This window comes from Methylorubrum zatmanii (genome assembly GCF_014845115.1).
In the GTDB taxonomy this organism is placed as follows: Bacteria; Pseudomonadota; Alphaproteobacteria; order Rhizobiales; family Beijerinckiaceae; genus Methylobacterium; species Methylobacterium zatmanii.
In genome coordinates, this window is sequence record NZ_NKUI01000026.1 from 15,087 (window position 1) to 28,069 (window position 12,983).

A 12,983-nucleotide genomic window follows, 5' to 3' on the forward strand; every position below is an offset into this window, starting at 1 on the left:
CCTGATTCCCCGAACGGAGCCCCGGAATGCCGAAGCCTCGCCTCCCTCTGACAGCGACAGGACGCCGATACGGGCAGCGGGCCTATCAGACATCCCGGGAGTGCGAACCGTCTCCGGAAACCCGCAAGAGGCTGGCCCTGAACCGCTTCTCCTATAGCGGCGGATATGACGGCTACGAGGGCCGCATGATGCTGAAGCCCGAGGACGGCAAGCTCTCCGGCCAGACCAAATAGCCCCGCCGGGGGGCGGATCGCCCCCCTCGCGTCCCGTTGTCAGCGCCGGCCGGCCACGCGGCGCAGGCCACCGCGGGAGGCGCCGGCATCCTCCTCGAACAATTCGGCGAGCTTCTCCGTCATCGCCCCGCCGAGTTCCTCGGCGTCGATGATCGTCACGGCCCGGCGGTAGTAGCGGGTCACGTCGTGGCCGATGCCGATGGCGAGGAGCTCGACCGGAGAGCGGGTCTCGATCTCCTCGATCATGTAGCGCAGGTGGCGCTCCAGATAGTTGCCGGGATTGACCGAGAGGGTCGAGTCATCGACCGGCGCGCCGTCGGAGATCACCATCAGGATCCGCCGCTGCTCGGGCCGGGCCAGCAGGCGCTTATGCGCCCAGTCCAGGGCCTCGCCGTCGATGTTCTCCTTCAGCAGACCCTCGCGCATCATCAGCCCGAGATTCTTGCGGGCACGGCGCCACGGCGCGTCGGCGCTCTTGTAGACGATGTGGCGCAGGTCGTTCAGCCGGCCGGGGGAGGGCGGCTTGCCGGCGGCGAGCCAGGCCTCGCGGGATTGGCCGCCCTTCCAGGCACGGGTGGTGAAGCCCAGGATCTCGACCTTCACGCCGCAGCGCTCCAGCGTCCGGGCGAGGATGTCGGCGCAGGTCGCCGCCACGGTGATCGGCCGGCCGCGCATCGAGCCGGAATTGTCGAGCAGCAGGGTGACGACCGTATCGCGGAAGTCGGTGTCCTTCTCCTGCTTGAAGGAGAGGGGCTGAAACGGATCGGTGACGACGCGAACCAAGCGGGCCGGGTCGAGCTGGCCCTCCTCCAGGTCGAAATCCCAGGCACGGCTCTGCTGCGCCAGCAGCCGGCGCTGGAGCCGGTTGGCGAGGCGCCCGACCACGCCCTGAAGATGGGCGAGCTGCTTGTCGAGATAGCTGCGCAGCCGCGACAGCTCCTCGGCATCGCACAGATCCTCGGCCTCGACGGTCTCGTCGAATCGGGGATTGTAGACCCGGTAGTCGGGGCCGGTGCGCTCGTTGCCCCGCTGGCTCGGCGGGCGCCAGGATTCGGAGGCCTCTTCCGATTCCGCGTCCTCGGCCTCCTCCGGCAGCTCGCCGGAGGGCGCATCGGCGGATTCGGTGGCGCCCTCGTCGAGTTCGTCGGTGGCCTCGTCGCTCACCTCGATCTCGGCGCGGTCGCCCTGGCTCTGCTCCTCCGCCTCGCCCTCGCTCGGCTGCTGCTCGTCGTCCTGGGCCTGGTTCTCGTCCTCGTCGCTCTCGTCGTCCTGATCGAGCGGCGTCTCGTCCGCCATATCGAGGGAGGAGAGCAGGTCGCGCACCGAGCGGGCGAAGCCGCGCTGGTTCTCGATGGTGCCGAGCAGACCGTCGAGGTTCTTGCCCGCCCGCGCCTCGATATGGTCGCGCCACAGCTCGACGATCCGGGCGGCGGCGGGCGGCGGCTTCTGGCCGGTCAGGCGCTCGCGCACCATCAGCGCGACGGCATCCTCCATCGGCGCATCGGCGCGGTCGGTGATGTTTTCGTACTTGCCGCCGCGATGGTAGCGGTCCTCCAGCATCGCGGAGATGTTGGCGGCCACGCCGTCGAGGCGGCGGGAGCCGATCGCCTCGACGCGGGCCTGCTCGACCGCGTCATAGACCGCCCGCGCGGCGGCGCTCTCCGGGGCGAGCCGGCGATGCACGCCGGCATCGTGGCAGCCGAGGCGCAGCGCCATCGAATCGGAATGGCCGCGCAGGATCGCCGCGTCCTCGGCGGTGAGGCGCCGGGTCGGCTCGGGCAGGCGCGCCTTGTCGCCGATCAGCGCCGGTCGGTCGCTGGCATAGGTGACCTCGATCTCGGGCCGCTTGGCGATGGCGCGCAGGCAACCGGCCACGGAACGTTTCAGCGGCTCGGCGCCGGGTTCCTTGCGCTCGCCGGACTTGGGTCGGTTGGTGAGAGCCATGTCTTCGCGAAAAGCCACCGGATCGAGTTCGAAGGCCCCGGCACCGGGGAGAGGGCGCCGCCCCGCCGCATAAACGCGCGGGGCGGCCGCTCCGTCAGCTCAGGGCGACGTTGAGCGCGCTCTCGGGCAGGTCCTTGCCGAAGGCGCGCTGGTAGAACTCGGCGACCAGCGGGCGCTCCAGCTCGTCGCACTTGTTGAGGAAGGTCACCCGGAAGGCGAAGCCGATATCGCGGAAGATGTCGGCGTTCTCGGCCCAGGTGATGACCGTGCGCGGGCTCATGACGGTGGAGAGATCCCCGTTCATGAAGGCGTTGCGGGTCAGGTCGGCCACGCGCACCATCCGGTTCACCGTGTCGCGTCCGCCCTCGCTCTGGTAGTGCGGCGACTTGGAGAGCACGATGTCGACCTCGCGGTCGTGCGGCAGGTAGTTCAGCGTGGTGACGATCGACCAGCGGTCCATCTGGCCCTGATTGATCTGCTGGGTGCCGTGATACAGGCCCGAGGTGTCGCCGAGGCCGACGGTGTTGGCGGTGGCGAACAGGCGGAAGGCCGGATGCGGGCGGATCACGCGCTTCTGGTCGAGCAGCGTCAGCCGGCCGGACAATTCCAGCACCCGCTGGATCACGAACATCACGTCCGGGCGGCCGGCATCGTACTCGTCGAAGACGAGGGCGACGTTGTTCTGCAGCGCCCAGGGCAGGATGCCGTCCTGGAAGGCGGTGATCTGCTTGCCGTCCTGAAGGACGATGGCATCCTTGCCGACGAGATCGATGCGCGAGACGTGGCTGTCGAGATTGATCCGGATACAGGGCCAGTTCAGCCGCGCCGCGACCTGCTCGATATGCGTCGACTTGCCGGTGCCGTGATAGCCGGTGACCATGACGCGGCGGTTCCGAGCGAAGCCCGCCAGGATCGACAGCGTGGTCTCACGATCGAAGATGTAATCCGGGTCGAGATCCGGCACGTGCTCGTCGGTCTCGGAGAAGGCCGGCACCTTGAGGTCGAGGTCGATGCCGAACACCTCGCGGACGGAGACCTCGCGGTCGGGCAGGGAAGCGGGCGTATCGTCGGACAGCATTCGAAACCTCATCGGGGCGGCCGCTGCCGGACCTCGAAGGGTCCGCGCGACCGCGCTTTGGATCGTCAACTCACCTGCCGGGCGGCCCGACCGGAAGCGGGCGGATGTCTTCCTTAATCGCCGCCCCTCGGCATCGCCAAGGGGGCTTCACGAGAAAGAGAACCTGGGCCGGAAGCCGGCTTCCTTCGGGAGGCCGTGTTCGAGGCATATAGGACGCGTGCGCAGGTTTGCCGCCCCGTCGGCGCGGACATGGACCGCCTCAGGCGCATTGCTCGCCACCCGCTGACCTGCACCCTCCGTGCCGAAAGGGTCCGGCCGGGACAGGGCCGTGCCTCGGAGCGCCGCACGCCCCCTGGCACGCGCCGCTTTCCCTCCGGGTAGGACGGCGCGCGGCGGCAGGTTCGGACACCACCCTCAGCAGAGCCCGGCGGCGCGCAGCACGTCGTGGGCGCGGATGATGTCGCGTAGGCGATCCTCGAAGGAGCGGTCGCCACCATTGGCGTCCGGGTGGAAGCGCTTCACCAGGGTCTTGTACTGCGCCTTGATCGCTGCGGTGTCGGCATTCTCGTCGAGGCCCATCACGTCGAGCGCCTTGCGCGCCGCCGCCGAGTGCCGCGGGCGCTGCGGCTCGGGCGCCGCCTGGCGCCGGCTCGCCCCGCCGAGGCCGTTGGCCCGCAGGATGCCGAGCGGGTCGGCATAGGCCCAATCGCGCTCGGCCTCCGGCTTGGCCTTGCCGCCCTTGGCATTCCCGTCCTTGCCGTCGCCGGCGGCGGGGTTCACGCCCATCGACCAGGTCGGCCGGTGACCGATGATCGCGTCCTTCTGATAGGCCTCGACCGCCGCGTCGTTCATGCCGTCGAAGTAATTGTAGGCGGCGTTGTAGGCGCGCACGTGGTCGATGCAGAAGCGCCAGTACTGGCCCTCCTGCTTGCGGCCCTTCGGGGCGCGGTAGAGGCCGGGATGGGTGCAGCCCGGCGCTTCGCAGGCGGCCTCCGCCGCCGCGGTCCCGGCGCCCGCCTTCGCCCCGGTCCGCGCTCCCGCCTTCGCTCCCGACTTGGGATCGTCACAGGTCGGCTTGATGCGGATGCGGTCGAACAGCGGCGAGTTGAGATCCATGACGGGCCGATTATGAGGGGTGGGCGCGCCGACACAAGGCCGTCGGGCCTGATGCCGCATGCACCGATCCGGGGTTGACGCTGCAGCCGTCCCCGACCGCTCTGCGGCCGGGATCGGCGAAGCGCCGTCCACGTTACGAGGAAACGATGACCGGGACCCTGAAGGACTGGATCGCCGGGCGGCTGAGCGCCGAACTGGCGCCGACCGCGCTGGAGGTGATCGACGAGTCGCACCTGCACGCCGGCCATGCCGGTGCGCGGCCGGAGGGCGAGACCCATTTCCGGCTCGATGTCGTCTCGGCGGCGTTCGAGGGCAAGAGCCGGGTCGAGCGTCACAGGCTCGTCAACGGGCTCCTCGACGAGGCTTTTAAGCGCGGTCTGCACGCCCTGGCGGTGCGCGCCCGCACGCCGGGCGAGGCCGGTTGATCGCGGTCACCGCGCGGGACGGGAGACAGGGGGTGGCGCTCCACTGCACGCCGCAGATCGCGATCGACGAGGACGAGCTCGAGGAGAGCTTCGTGCGCGCCTCCGGTCCGGGCGGACAGAACGTCAACAAGCTCTCGACCGCCGTGCAGCTCCGCTTCGACGTGCGCCGTTCCCGCAGCCTGCCGGACGCGGTGGCGGTACGGCTGATGCGGCTCGCCGGTCGCCGCCTCACCGGGGACGGGGTGCTCGTCATCACCGCCCAGCGCTTCCGCACCCAGGAGCGCAACCGGGCCGATGCCCGCGAGCGCTTGGCGGCGATGGTGGCGGAGGCGGCGGTGCCGCCGACGCCCCGCCGCGCCACCCGGCCGACGCTGGCCTCCAAGAAGCGGCGCCTCGACGAGAAGAGCCGCCGCAGCAGCGTCAAGCGGCTGCGCGGCGGCCCGGGCGACGACGGCTGACCTTTAGCGGCCGGTGGTGCGCACCACCGCCGTCGGCTTGGCCTCGGGATGGGCGTCGGGCTGCGGAGCGATGCCCGAGACGTAGGGCGTGTCCTTCAGCAGGATCGTCAGCACCAGCGAGACGAAGGCCAGGAGGGCGGCGAAGCCCGCCGGGAACAGGAAGGCCCGCTCGCCGTACCAGCCGTGCAGGAAGCCGCCGATCACCGCGCCGGTGCTCAGCGCGCCCCAGAGCGGCGCCTGCAGCCAGAAGGACGGCGCCGGCTTGTGCAGGATCAGGTTGGCGACGCCCGCGCCGAAGCGCACCACCGTGCCGGTGACGTAGGTGATGGCGATGCTGCGGCCGGCCTCGTCCTGCAGCGTGGCGTTCTGGATGCCGAGTGCCAGCACGATGGGATAGGCGTGAAGCGGGAAGGCGATGTTGCCGAAGGGCACGAACAGGCCGACGGCGAACAGCACCGCCTGGATGATCAGCAGCACCGAGAGCCGGAAACGGCCGGACCAAGCCGCGATCAGCGTGCCGATGCAGGCACCGAAGCAGAACACCGCGATCACGCTGGCGAAGCGGGTGGTGCCCGCCCAGTCGAAGCCGGAGACGGCGACGCCGAACCGGGTGGTGTTGCCGCTCATGAAAGACATGAACAGCTGCGAGAATTCCAGGAAGCCGATCGAGTCCGCCGCGCCGGCGAGGCCCGCCAGCATCAGCGCAAAGGGCACCCGCGTCACGGGGCTTGCCGGAAACGCCTTGTTCGACTCGTCAGCCATCGATTCTCCTGATGTTGCTCCGCAGCACAACGGTATTACGTTCGGCGCGTTGCATTCATCGCAAAGCTTGCGGTCACGTGTGTGTGCAAGATCACAACCCGACCCGGAACCTCCGCTCCTTTCTGACGCCGGATCGCCGCCGGCTCCAAGGCGGCCAGCGCCAGATCCGCTCGCTCTGCGGCCGCCCGTAGGTAGGAATCGGCATGGGCGTAGCGGCCGTCGCCGCCGAGCACGATCCCGGCCCCGTCTCCGGCCCGATCGGCCTCGGGTGATTGCACGGTGACGGCGGCGAACCCGCCGGGCCGCAGCACGCGGGCGATGGCCGCGAGGGCGGGCCCGAGGTCGCTGAGATAGATGAACACGTCCGCCGCCACGATCAGGTCGGCGGACGCCTCGGGCTCTCCGTCGAGGAAGGCGACGAGATCGGCCTCGGCGAGACGCTCGTAGAGGCCGGTGGCGCGGGCGCGGGCCAGCATGGCGGGCGAGAGGTCGCAGCCGGCCATCCGCCCGGCCCGGTCCGCGAGGGCCCGCGCCATCAGGCCGGTGCCGCAGCCGAGATCGAGCACAGAGGGGAAGTGTTGCGGCGCACAGGGCAAAGCGTCCAGCGCCGCCACCATCCTCTCCGGCCCGCAATAGCCGAGCTCCCCGACGAGGTGTTGCTCGAAGCGCGGAGCGTAGCCGTCGAACAGGGCTCGGACATAGGCCGGGGAGATCGCCGCGAGGGCGTCGCCGCCACCGAGTCCGGCGAGATGCAGACGGCTGCCCAGCCCGTCCTCCGGGTCGAGGCCGAGGGCCCTCTCGAAGGCCGCCAGGGCCGCCCGCCGGTCGGTCTCGTCGCCGCTATGCGCGAAGGCGGCCTCGCGGGCGCGGCCGAGCAGGAACCAAGCGGGGGCGTAGGCAGGGGCGATCTCCAGGGCCTGCTCGGCCATCTCCGCCGCCCCGGCGGGGTCGCCCTCGGCGAGACAGGCCTCGGCATAGGCGTAGCGGCGGTCGGCGAGGAGATCACCGGAGGAGCGTTGGCGCGACATCGATTCGGGACGGCGGATGCGGGACGCGCGCCCTATATCCCGGCCGATGTCGCAAAGCGCCTCCGATCTTCTCACCCTCAACCGCGAGGGCCTGTACTGCCCGCTCGGGCGCTTCCACGTCGATCCGACCCGGCCGGTCGAGCGGGCGCTGATCACCCACGGCCATGCCGACCATGCCCGCGCCGGCCACGGCCAGGTGCTGGCGACGCCGGAAACCCTGCGGATCATGGCCGTGCGCTACGGCGAGGATTTCTGCATCACCCGCCAGGAAGCGCGGCTCGGCGAACGGATGCGCATCGGCGACGTCACCGTCTTCTTCGCCCCCGCCGGCCACGTGCTCGGCTCCGCCCAGATCGCCATCGAGCGGGAGGGCCGGCGCATCGTCGTCTCGGGCGATTACAAGCGCGCGACCGATCCGACCTGCCTACCGTTCGAGGTGGTGCCCTGCGACGTGTTCATCACCGAGGCCACCTTCGGCCTGCCGGTGTTCCGCCACCCCGAGACCCGCGACGAGGTGCGCAAGCTGCTCGATTCCGTGACGCTGTTTCCCGAGCGCGCCCACATCGTCGGCGCCTACGCCCTCGGCAAGGCGCAGCGGGTGATGGCCCTGCTGCGGGAGGAGGGCTGGGACCGGCCGATCCACCTGCACGGGGCGATGGAGAAGCTGACCGAGCTCTACAAGCGGGAGGGCGTGCCCCTCGGTGAGACGCCCAAGGTCGTGGCGGCGGACCGGAAGACCCTGCACGGCGCCATCGTGCTATGCCCGCCCTCGTCGATCCAGGATCTGTGGTCGCGCAAATTTCCCGATCCGGTCACCGCCTTCGCCTCGGGCTGGATGCGGGTGCGGGCGCGGGCCCGGCAGAAGGGCGTCGAGCTGCCCCTGGTGATCTCCGACCATTCCGACTGGCCGGACCTGTGCCGGACCATCCTCGACACGAAGGCCGAGGAGGTCTGGGTCACCCACGGGCAGGAGGATGCCCTGGTGCATTGGTGCGGCACGCGCGGCATCCGCGCCAAGCCGCTGCACCTGCTCGGCTATGGCGACGACGGCGAGGCCGAGCCGGATCCCGGCCACGATCCTCGGATGGAGGAGGCCTCGGCGTGAACGACTTCGCCCATCTCCTCGACCGGCTTGCCTACGAACCGCGCCGCAACGCCAAGCTGCGCCTGCTCCAGGACTTCTTCGCCGGCACCCCCGATCCCGAGCGCGGCTGGGCGCTCGCCGCCATGACCGGCGGCCTCACCTTCCGCGAGGCCAAACCGGCGCTGATCCGGGCCTTGGTGGAGGAACGGGTCGATCCGGTGCTGTTCGCGCTCTCGCACAATTACGTCGGGGACCTCGCCGAGACCACCGCGCTGATCTGGCCGGGGCCGGAGGAAACCTCCCCTCTGGCGGGAGAGGAAGCTCCAGGCCTCGGCCACAACCATCCGCCTCCCTCCGTCCCGACGCTGGCCGAGGTGGTCGAGACACTGGCCACCACCCCGAAGCGCGACTTGCCGCGCCATCTCGCCCGCTGGCTCGACGCCCTCGACGAGACCGGGCGCTGGGCGCTCCTGAAACTCGTCACCGGCAACCTGCGCGTCGGCGTCTCGGCCCGGCTCGCCAAGACCGCCGTCGGGGCACTCGGCGGTCACGAGGCGGATGCGGTGGAGGAGGTCTGGCACGGGCTCAAGGCTCCCTATGCCGCGCTGTTCGCCTGGGTCGAGGGCCGGGCTGAGCGGCCCGAAAGCCTGAACCCGGCGCCGTTCCGGCCACCGATGCTGTCGCACCCGGTCGAGGAGTTCGAGGATCTCGACAAGCTCGAGCCGGAGGCCTTCTCCGCCGAATGGAAATGGGACGGCATCCGGGTGCAGCTCGCGGGCGGACGCGACCGGCAGGGCCGGCAGGTCCGAAAGGTCTATTCCCGCACCGGCGAGGACATCACCGAGGCTTTCCCCGATCTCGCCGAGGCGATCACGTTCGAGGGCGCCCTCGACGGCGAGTTGCTGATCCTGCGCGAGGGGCGGGTGCAGAGCTTCAACGTGCTGCAGCAGCGGCTCAACCGGAAGGCGGTGACGGGCAAGCTGCTCGACGAATTCCCAGCCCATGTCCGCGCCTACGACGTGCTGGCGGCCGAAGGCGAGGATCTGCGCGGGCTCCCCTTCGCCGAGCGCCGGCCCCGGCTCGAGGCCCTGGTGCGGCGGCTCGATCACGCCCGCATCGACCTCTCGCCGCTGGTGCCCTTCGCGACCTGGGACGAGGTGGCCGCCGCCCGGGCCGATCCCGCCTCGGCGGGGGCGGGGGAGGATGCCGACGCCATCGAGGGCGTGATGCTCAAGCGGCTCAACAGCCCCTACCTGCCGGGGCGCCCCAAGGGCCCGTGGTGGAAGTGGAAGCGCGAGCCCTACGTGGTCGATGCGGTGATGATGTACGCCCAGCGCGGGCACGGGAAGCGCTCGTCCTTCTATTCGGACTACACCTTCGGCTGCTGGCGCGGGGGGGCCGATGGCGAGGAGCTGGTGCCGGTCGGCAAGGCCTATCACGGCTTCACCGATGCCGAGTTGCAGAAGCTCGACCGCTATGTCCGCAACCACACCACCAAGCGCTTCGGCCCGGTGCGCGAGGTCGCTTACGGCCGCGACACCGGGCTGGTGCTGGAGATCGCCTTCGAGGGCGTGCAGCGCTCGACCCGGCACAAATCCGGCGTGGCCATGCGCTTCCCCCGGGTCAGCCGCATCCGTTGGGACAAGTCGGCGGCGGAGGCCGACCGGGTCGAGGTGCTGGAACGAATTCTGGCGCGCGGTGAGCGCGAGATCGCGCCCGGCGCAACGATGGAGGCATCGGAATGAGGCAAGCGGGCAGGGGTGCGGGCAGGGATGCAGGAAAGATCGGAGCCCTCGACGGCTTCTCGGCCGGCGCAGTGACCCGTCAGGCGAGCGCGCGGGTGACGGTCACCACACCCGGCCAGGGCTTTACGGATATCACCGAGGCGGTGGCGGCCTTCGTGGCGCAAAGCCAGATCCGCAGCGGTCTCGTCAGCGTGTTCTGCCGGCACACCTCCGCGTCGCTGACGATCCAGGAGAATGCCGACCCGGACGTGCGCACCGACCTGATGACCGCCCTCGACGGGCTCGCCCCCCGCCACGGGCACTACGTCCACGGAATCGAGGGGCCGGACGACATGCCGGCCCATATCCGCACCCTGCTGACCGATTCAGGCCTGACCGTGCCGGTGCGCGACGGGCGCCTCGGCCTCGGCACATGGCAGGGGATCTATCTGATCGAGCACCGCGATCACGGGCATCGGCGGGAGATCGCACTGCACGCCGTCGGGGCGTGAAGCCGATTAACGACGGATCAGAATCACGCCACCGATGAGCAGGGCGACGCCGATCAGGCGCGGACCATCGAGGAGGCGTTGGGTGAGCCCCATCCAGCCGAAATGGTCGAAGGCCATCGAGGCGAGCATCTGTCCAGCAACGAGCAGCGCGATGAAGGCGGCGGCGCCAAGTTTCGGCACGAGGACGATGGCGAGCCCGACGAACACAGCGCCGAACAGGCCGCCACTCCAGGACCACCACGGGAGACGGGACGCTGTGGACCAAGAGGGGCAGGGATCGCGCAGGGCGAGGGCGAGCAGCGCCATGCAGACGACCCCAAGAGCGTAGCTGAGGAAGCCCGACCAAGCGGCTGAGTCCAGGGCCACGCGCAGCCGTGCGTTCAGCACCTGCTGTATGACGAGACTGACGCCAGCCATGACGGCGAGCGCTGAAGGAAGCAACAGAGGGAGCATGGCGTCCGGTTGTTCCGAGCTTTGACGAGGCGCGTTGGTAAGGCCTCGGTGCCCTTGACAATCATCCGCGAGGCATGCCGTCAAATGCCTCCTCTGCCTGTCTCGATGCAGTTGAGGCATGATCAACCCGGCCCATCTCGACCTGTTTCGCGCAGTCCTGCGCCATGGGGGCATGACGCGGGCGGCGGCAGTGCTTGGCATTGGACAACCCCATATCAGCCGCGCCATCGCCCGGCTCGAGGCCGATCTTGGCTTCACGCTTTTCGAGCGCGGCCACGGCAGTGCAGTGCCCACGCGTGAGGGCGAGGCCTTCGCCCGCGAGGTCGAGCGAACCTATGCCGGCCTCGATCAGCTTCACGCTGCGGCCCGCCAGATCCGGGACCTCGGCACCGGACCGCTGCGCGTCGCCTGTCAACCATCCCTGGCGGTTCGCTTGGTGCCCCGGGCCATCCGCCGCTTCCGAGCGGAAGCGCCTGGCGTTCAGATCGCACTCCACGTGCCGGCACCGGAAACGATCTGGTCATGGGCCGCATCGGGGCAGTGCGATGTCGGCCTCGTGCGACCGCGCTCCGGTTATGCGGGCGTGAGCTGCGAACCCTTCCTCAGCGTCGAAGCAGTCTGCGCCTTAACGCGTGGCCACGCCTTGGCGCGCAAATCGGAGATCACGATCAACGATCTTGCGGGTGAACCGCTGATCGGCGGCGCGCGCGGTGCGTTTCAGCAAGCGGTCGAGGACGGCTTTGCCAAAGCGGGCCTCTCGCCACACTTCGCCTTCACGGCGCAATACACAGCGGCGCGCTGCGGTCTCGTGGCCGAGGGATTGGGGATCGCCCTTGTCGATCCGGTCGCCGCGCGAGACCTTTCCGGACTGCCGATTGTCCTGCGGCCGTTCCGGCCACGGATTGGCATTGAGACCGTGCTTGTCAGCCCGGCAGGACGAAAGCCGGACCGACTGGCGCAGCGCCTCATCGAACTTCTGCAAGTCGAGCGGGAGGAGCTGGTGACGGCGCTATCGACCGATCAGCGGTCGCGCAGCAGAAGGTAGAGCGCGTGGAGCGAGCCCGGCAGCACGAACAGGATGCAGAGCAGGATGTTGAGCAGGAATTGAAGTCCGAAGCCGTTCGTCATCAGCACCGAGATCGGCGGCAGGAAGAACGCGATCAGGATCTTGATGAGGGTCGACACGGCAGGCTCCGGGCGCTGGCTGAACTCGGCCGGTGAACGGGAAGCGGAGCCGTTCGGTTCCGTCCGGGCTGGCGCGAGGATCGATTCGCGAGGCTTACGCCCCGAGCAGCTTGATGAAGGCGGCCCCGGCGCCGAAGAAGGCGGCACCGGCCGCCATGCCGGACAGGGCGATCTGCCAGGGGGCGAGCGCGCGGTCGCGTTCGAGCTTCAGGGTTTCGGTCGCGAACTTCGTCTGTTCGGCCAGGTGCTTGGCTTGCTCGGCGGCGAGCTTCGACCGCTCCGCCGCCAGCTTGTCCGCTTCGTCGAGGGCACGGCGGATGCGGACGCGCTGCTCTTCGAGATCGAGATTGGCGGGAGCCGCGGACGCGGTCATCGGGGGAATTCCGAAGTTTGGCGGATCGCAGCCGCCGACCATACCCTCAAGATCAGGTCAGGCCTTTGGGTCGTCAAGGCCGGGCGCACCCGTCCTCGGCGACCCGAAAGCGTCACGTCATCGCCGCCTCGTCAGGCCGCCCGCTTCAGGGCGTCGTAGAAGCGGCCCCCGTTGCCGGCCATGGCCACGAGGTTGTCCGGCGGGGTGAAGCGGGAACCGTGCTTGGCTTCCAGAGCGCGGGCCAGATCGACGAAGGCCCGCGCGCCCATGAAGTCGATGTAGGACAACGCGCCGCCGGTGAACGGAGCGAAGCCGAATCCGAGGATCGAGCCGACATCCGCCTCGCGGGGATCGGTCACCACGCCCTCCTGCACCGTGCGGGCCGCCTCCAGCGCCTGCACCACGAGGAAGCGGTGCTTCAGCTCCTCCACGTCGATGGAATCCGGGTCGAGCCGGTTCGGCTGGAGATCGGCGAGGCCGGGCCACAGCGTCTTCTGGCCGCCCTCGGGGTAATCGTAGAAGCCGCGCTTGTTCTTGCGACCGAGGCGGTTGTGGGTCTCGACCATGGTGACGAGAATCCGCTTCTGCTCCAGATCGATCGCCCCCTC

14 protein-coding genes and 1 pseudogene are annotated in these 12,983 nt (G+C 69.7%); 6 read left to right on the forward strand and 9 right to left on the reverse strand.

Going from position 1 to position 12,983, the window contains the following annotated elements; all coding sequences use genetic code 11:
* Positions 1-272 precede the first annotated feature (272 nt).
* From cobT to MZTS_RS03615, 3 genes are all read right to left on the reverse strand, one after another.
* Positions 273-2,177 (reverse strand): cobaltochelatase subunit CobT, encoded by a 1,905-nt coding sequence (gene cobT, locus MZTS_RS03605; protein WP_192281672.1) that lies wholly within the window; start codon positions 2,175-2,177, stop codon positions 273-275.
* Between the two features lie 94 nt (positions 2,178-2,271).
* Positions 2,272-3,255 (reverse strand): cobaltochelatase subunit CobS, encoded by a 984-nt coding sequence (gene cobS, locus MZTS_RS03610; protein ID WP_009866628.1) that lies wholly within the window; start codon positions 3,253-3,255, stop codon positions 2,272-2,274.
* Between the two features lie 414 nt (positions 3,256-3,669).
* Positions 3,670-4,371: a J domain-containing protein gene (locus tag MZTS_RS03615; protein WP_009866629.1), complete on the reverse strand. Its 702-nt coding sequence runs from the start codon at positions 4,369-4,371 to the stop codon at positions 3,670-3,672.
* 146 nt (positions 4,372-4,517) lie between these two features.
* Here MZTS_RS03615 and MZTS_RS03620 point away from each other — a divergent pair, with 146 nt between their 5' ends.
* Both MZTS_RS03620 and arfB read left to right on the forward strand, forming a co-directional pair.
* On the forward strand, positions 4,518-4,796 hold the full coding sequence (locus MZTS_RS03620; RefSeq protein WP_192281675.1) for a BolA family protein: 279 nt from the start codon (positions 4,518-4,520) through the stop codon (positions 4,794-4,796).
* A 32-nt stretch (positions 4,797-4,828) separates the two neighbouring features.
* The gene (gene arfB, locus MZTS_RS03625; RefSeq protein WP_192281690.1) at positions 4,829-5,254 is read left to right on the forward strand and encodes an alternative ribosome rescue aminoacyl-tRNA hydrolase ArfB; all 426 of its coding nucleotides are present in this window, start codon (positions 4,829-4,831) and stop codon (positions 5,252-5,254) included.
* Positions 5,255-5,257: 3 nt separating this feature from the next.
* On the opposite strand, the gene MZTS_RS03630 is transcribed toward arfB, so the two are convergent.
* Entirely contained in the window at positions 5,258-6,016 is a 759-nt protein-coding gene (locus tag MZTS_RS03630; RefSeq protein ID WP_009866791.1) for a YoaK family protein, read from the reverse strand.
* A 35-nt stretch (positions 6,017-6,051) separates the two neighbouring features.
* Positions 6,052-7,044, reverse strand: coding sequence for a methyltransferase domain-containing protein (locus MZTS_RS03635; protein WP_009866792.1), 993 nt, complete (start codon positions 7,042-7,044; stop codon positions 6,052-6,054).
* Positions 7,045-7,090: 46 nt separating this feature from the next.
* Here MZTS_RS03635 and MZTS_RS03640 point away from each other — a divergent pair, with 46 nt between their 5' ends.
* Genes MZTS_RS03640 through MZTS_RS03650 form a run of 3 tightly spaced genes read left to right on the forward strand, consistent with a single transcriptional unit; the run spans position 7,091 to position 10,364 of the window.
* Positions 7,091-8,149 carry a ligase-associated DNA damage response exonuclease gene (locus MZTS_RS03640; protein WP_009866793.1) on the forward strand — a complete coding sequence of 353 codons (1,059 nt, stop codon included), beginning with the start codon at positions 7,091-7,093 and terminating at the stop codon, positions 8,147-8,149.
* The gene (locus MZTS_RS03645; RefSeq protein ID WP_192281678.1) at positions 8,146-9,873 is read left to right on the forward strand and encodes a cisplatin damage response ATP-dependent DNA ligase; all 1,728 of its coding nucleotides are present in this window, start codon (positions 8,146-8,148) and stop codon (positions 9,871-9,873) included. Before MZTS_RS03640 ends, MZTS_RS03645 begins: the two co-directional genes overlap by 4 nt.
* The gene (locus MZTS_RS03650) at positions 9,870-10,364 is read left to right on the forward strand and encodes a secondary thiamine-phosphate synthase enzyme YjbQ (protein ID WP_192281681.1); all 495 of its coding nucleotides are present in this window, start codon (positions 9,870-9,872) and stop codon (positions 10,362-10,364) included. Before MZTS_RS03645 ends, MZTS_RS03650 begins: the two co-directional genes overlap by 4 nt.
* 6 nt (positions 10,365-10,370) lie before the next feature.
* Here the strand turns inward: MZTS_RS03650 and MZTS_RS03655 are convergent, their stop codons facing one another.
* Entirely contained in the window at positions 10,371-10,817 is a 447-nt protein-coding gene (locus MZTS_RS03655; protein WP_009866556.1) for a DMT family transporter, read from the reverse strand.
* A gap of 118 nt (positions 10,818-10,935) precedes the next feature.
* On the opposite strand from MZTS_RS03655, the gene MZTS_RS03660 reads away from it, so the two are divergent.
* Positions 10,936-11,862, forward strand: a complete 927-nt coding sequence (locus MZTS_RS03660; RefSeq protein ID WP_192281684.1) for a LysR family transcriptional regulator — start codon at positions 10,936-10,938, stop codon at positions 11,860-11,862.
* Here MZTS_RS03660 and MZTS_RS03665 read toward each other — a convergent pair.
* From MZTS_RS03665 to MZTS_RS03675, 3 genes and pseudogenes are all read right to left on the reverse strand, one after another.
* On the reverse strand, positions 11,838-12,002 hold the full coding sequence (locus MZTS_RS03665; RefSeq protein ID WP_009865566.1) for a YqaE/Pmp3 family membrane protein: 165 nt from the start codon (positions 12,000-12,002) through the stop codon (positions 11,838-11,840). The two genes, MZTS_RS03660 and MZTS_RS03665, sit on opposite strands and share 25 nt — an antisense overlap.
* 94 nt (positions 12,003-12,096) lie before the next feature.
* The gene (locus MZTS_RS03670) at positions 12,097-12,375 is read right to left on the reverse strand and encodes a hypothetical protein (protein WP_009865567.1); all 279 of its coding nucleotides are present in this window, start codon (positions 12,373-12,375) and stop codon (positions 12,097-12,099) included.
* Positions 12,376-12,506: 131 nt separating this feature from the next.
* Positions 12,507-12,983, reverse strand: a pseudogene (locus tag MZTS_RS03675) (3-hydroxyacyl-CoA dehydrogenase); the annotation flags it as partial.

Coding starts and splice junctions, on each gene's coding strand:
- MZTS_RS03655 (WP_009866556.1), bottom strand. CDS start 10,817: ATGCTCCCTCTGTTGCTTCCTTCAGCGCTCGCCGTCATGGCTGGCGTC.
- MZTS_RS03615 (WP_009866629.1), bottom strand. CDS start 4,371: ATGGATCTCAACTCGCCGCTGTTCGACCGCATCCGCATCAAGCCGACC.
- cobT (WP_192281672.1), bottom strand. CDS start 2,177: ATGGCTCTCACCAACCGACCCAAGTCCGGCGAGCGCAAGGAACCCGGC.
- MZTS_RS03620 (WP_192281675.1), top strand. CDS start 4,518: ATGACCGGGACCCTGAAGGACTGGATCGCCGGGCGGCTGAGCGCCGAA.
- MZTS_RS03650 (WP_192281681.1), top strand. CDS start 9,870: ATGAGGCAAGCGGGCAGGGGTGCGGGCAGGGATGCAGGAAAGATCGGA.
- MZTS_RS03630 (WP_009866791.1), bottom strand. CDS start 6,016: ATGGCTGACGAGTCGAACAAGGCGTTTCCGGCAAGCCCCGTGACGCGG.
- cobS (WP_009866628.1), bottom strand. CDS start 3,255: ATGCTGTCCGACGATACGCCCGCTTCCCTGCCCGACCGCGAGGTCTCC.
- MZTS_RS03670 (WP_009865567.1), bottom strand. CDS start 12,375: ATGACCGCGTCCGCGGCTCCCGCCAATCTCGATCTCGAAGAGCAGCGC.
- MZTS_RS03660 (WP_192281684.1), top strand. CDS start 10,936: ATGATCAACCCGGCCCATCTCGACCTGTTTCGCGCAGTCCTGCGCCAT.
- MZTS_RS03640 (WP_009866793.1), top strand. CDS start 7,091: ATGTCGCAAAGCGCCTCCGATCTTCTCACCCTCAACCGCGAGGGCCTG.
- MZTS_RS03635 (WP_009866792.1), bottom strand. CDS start 7,044: ATGTCGCGCCAACGCTCCTCCGGTGATCTCCTCGCCGACCGCCGCTAC.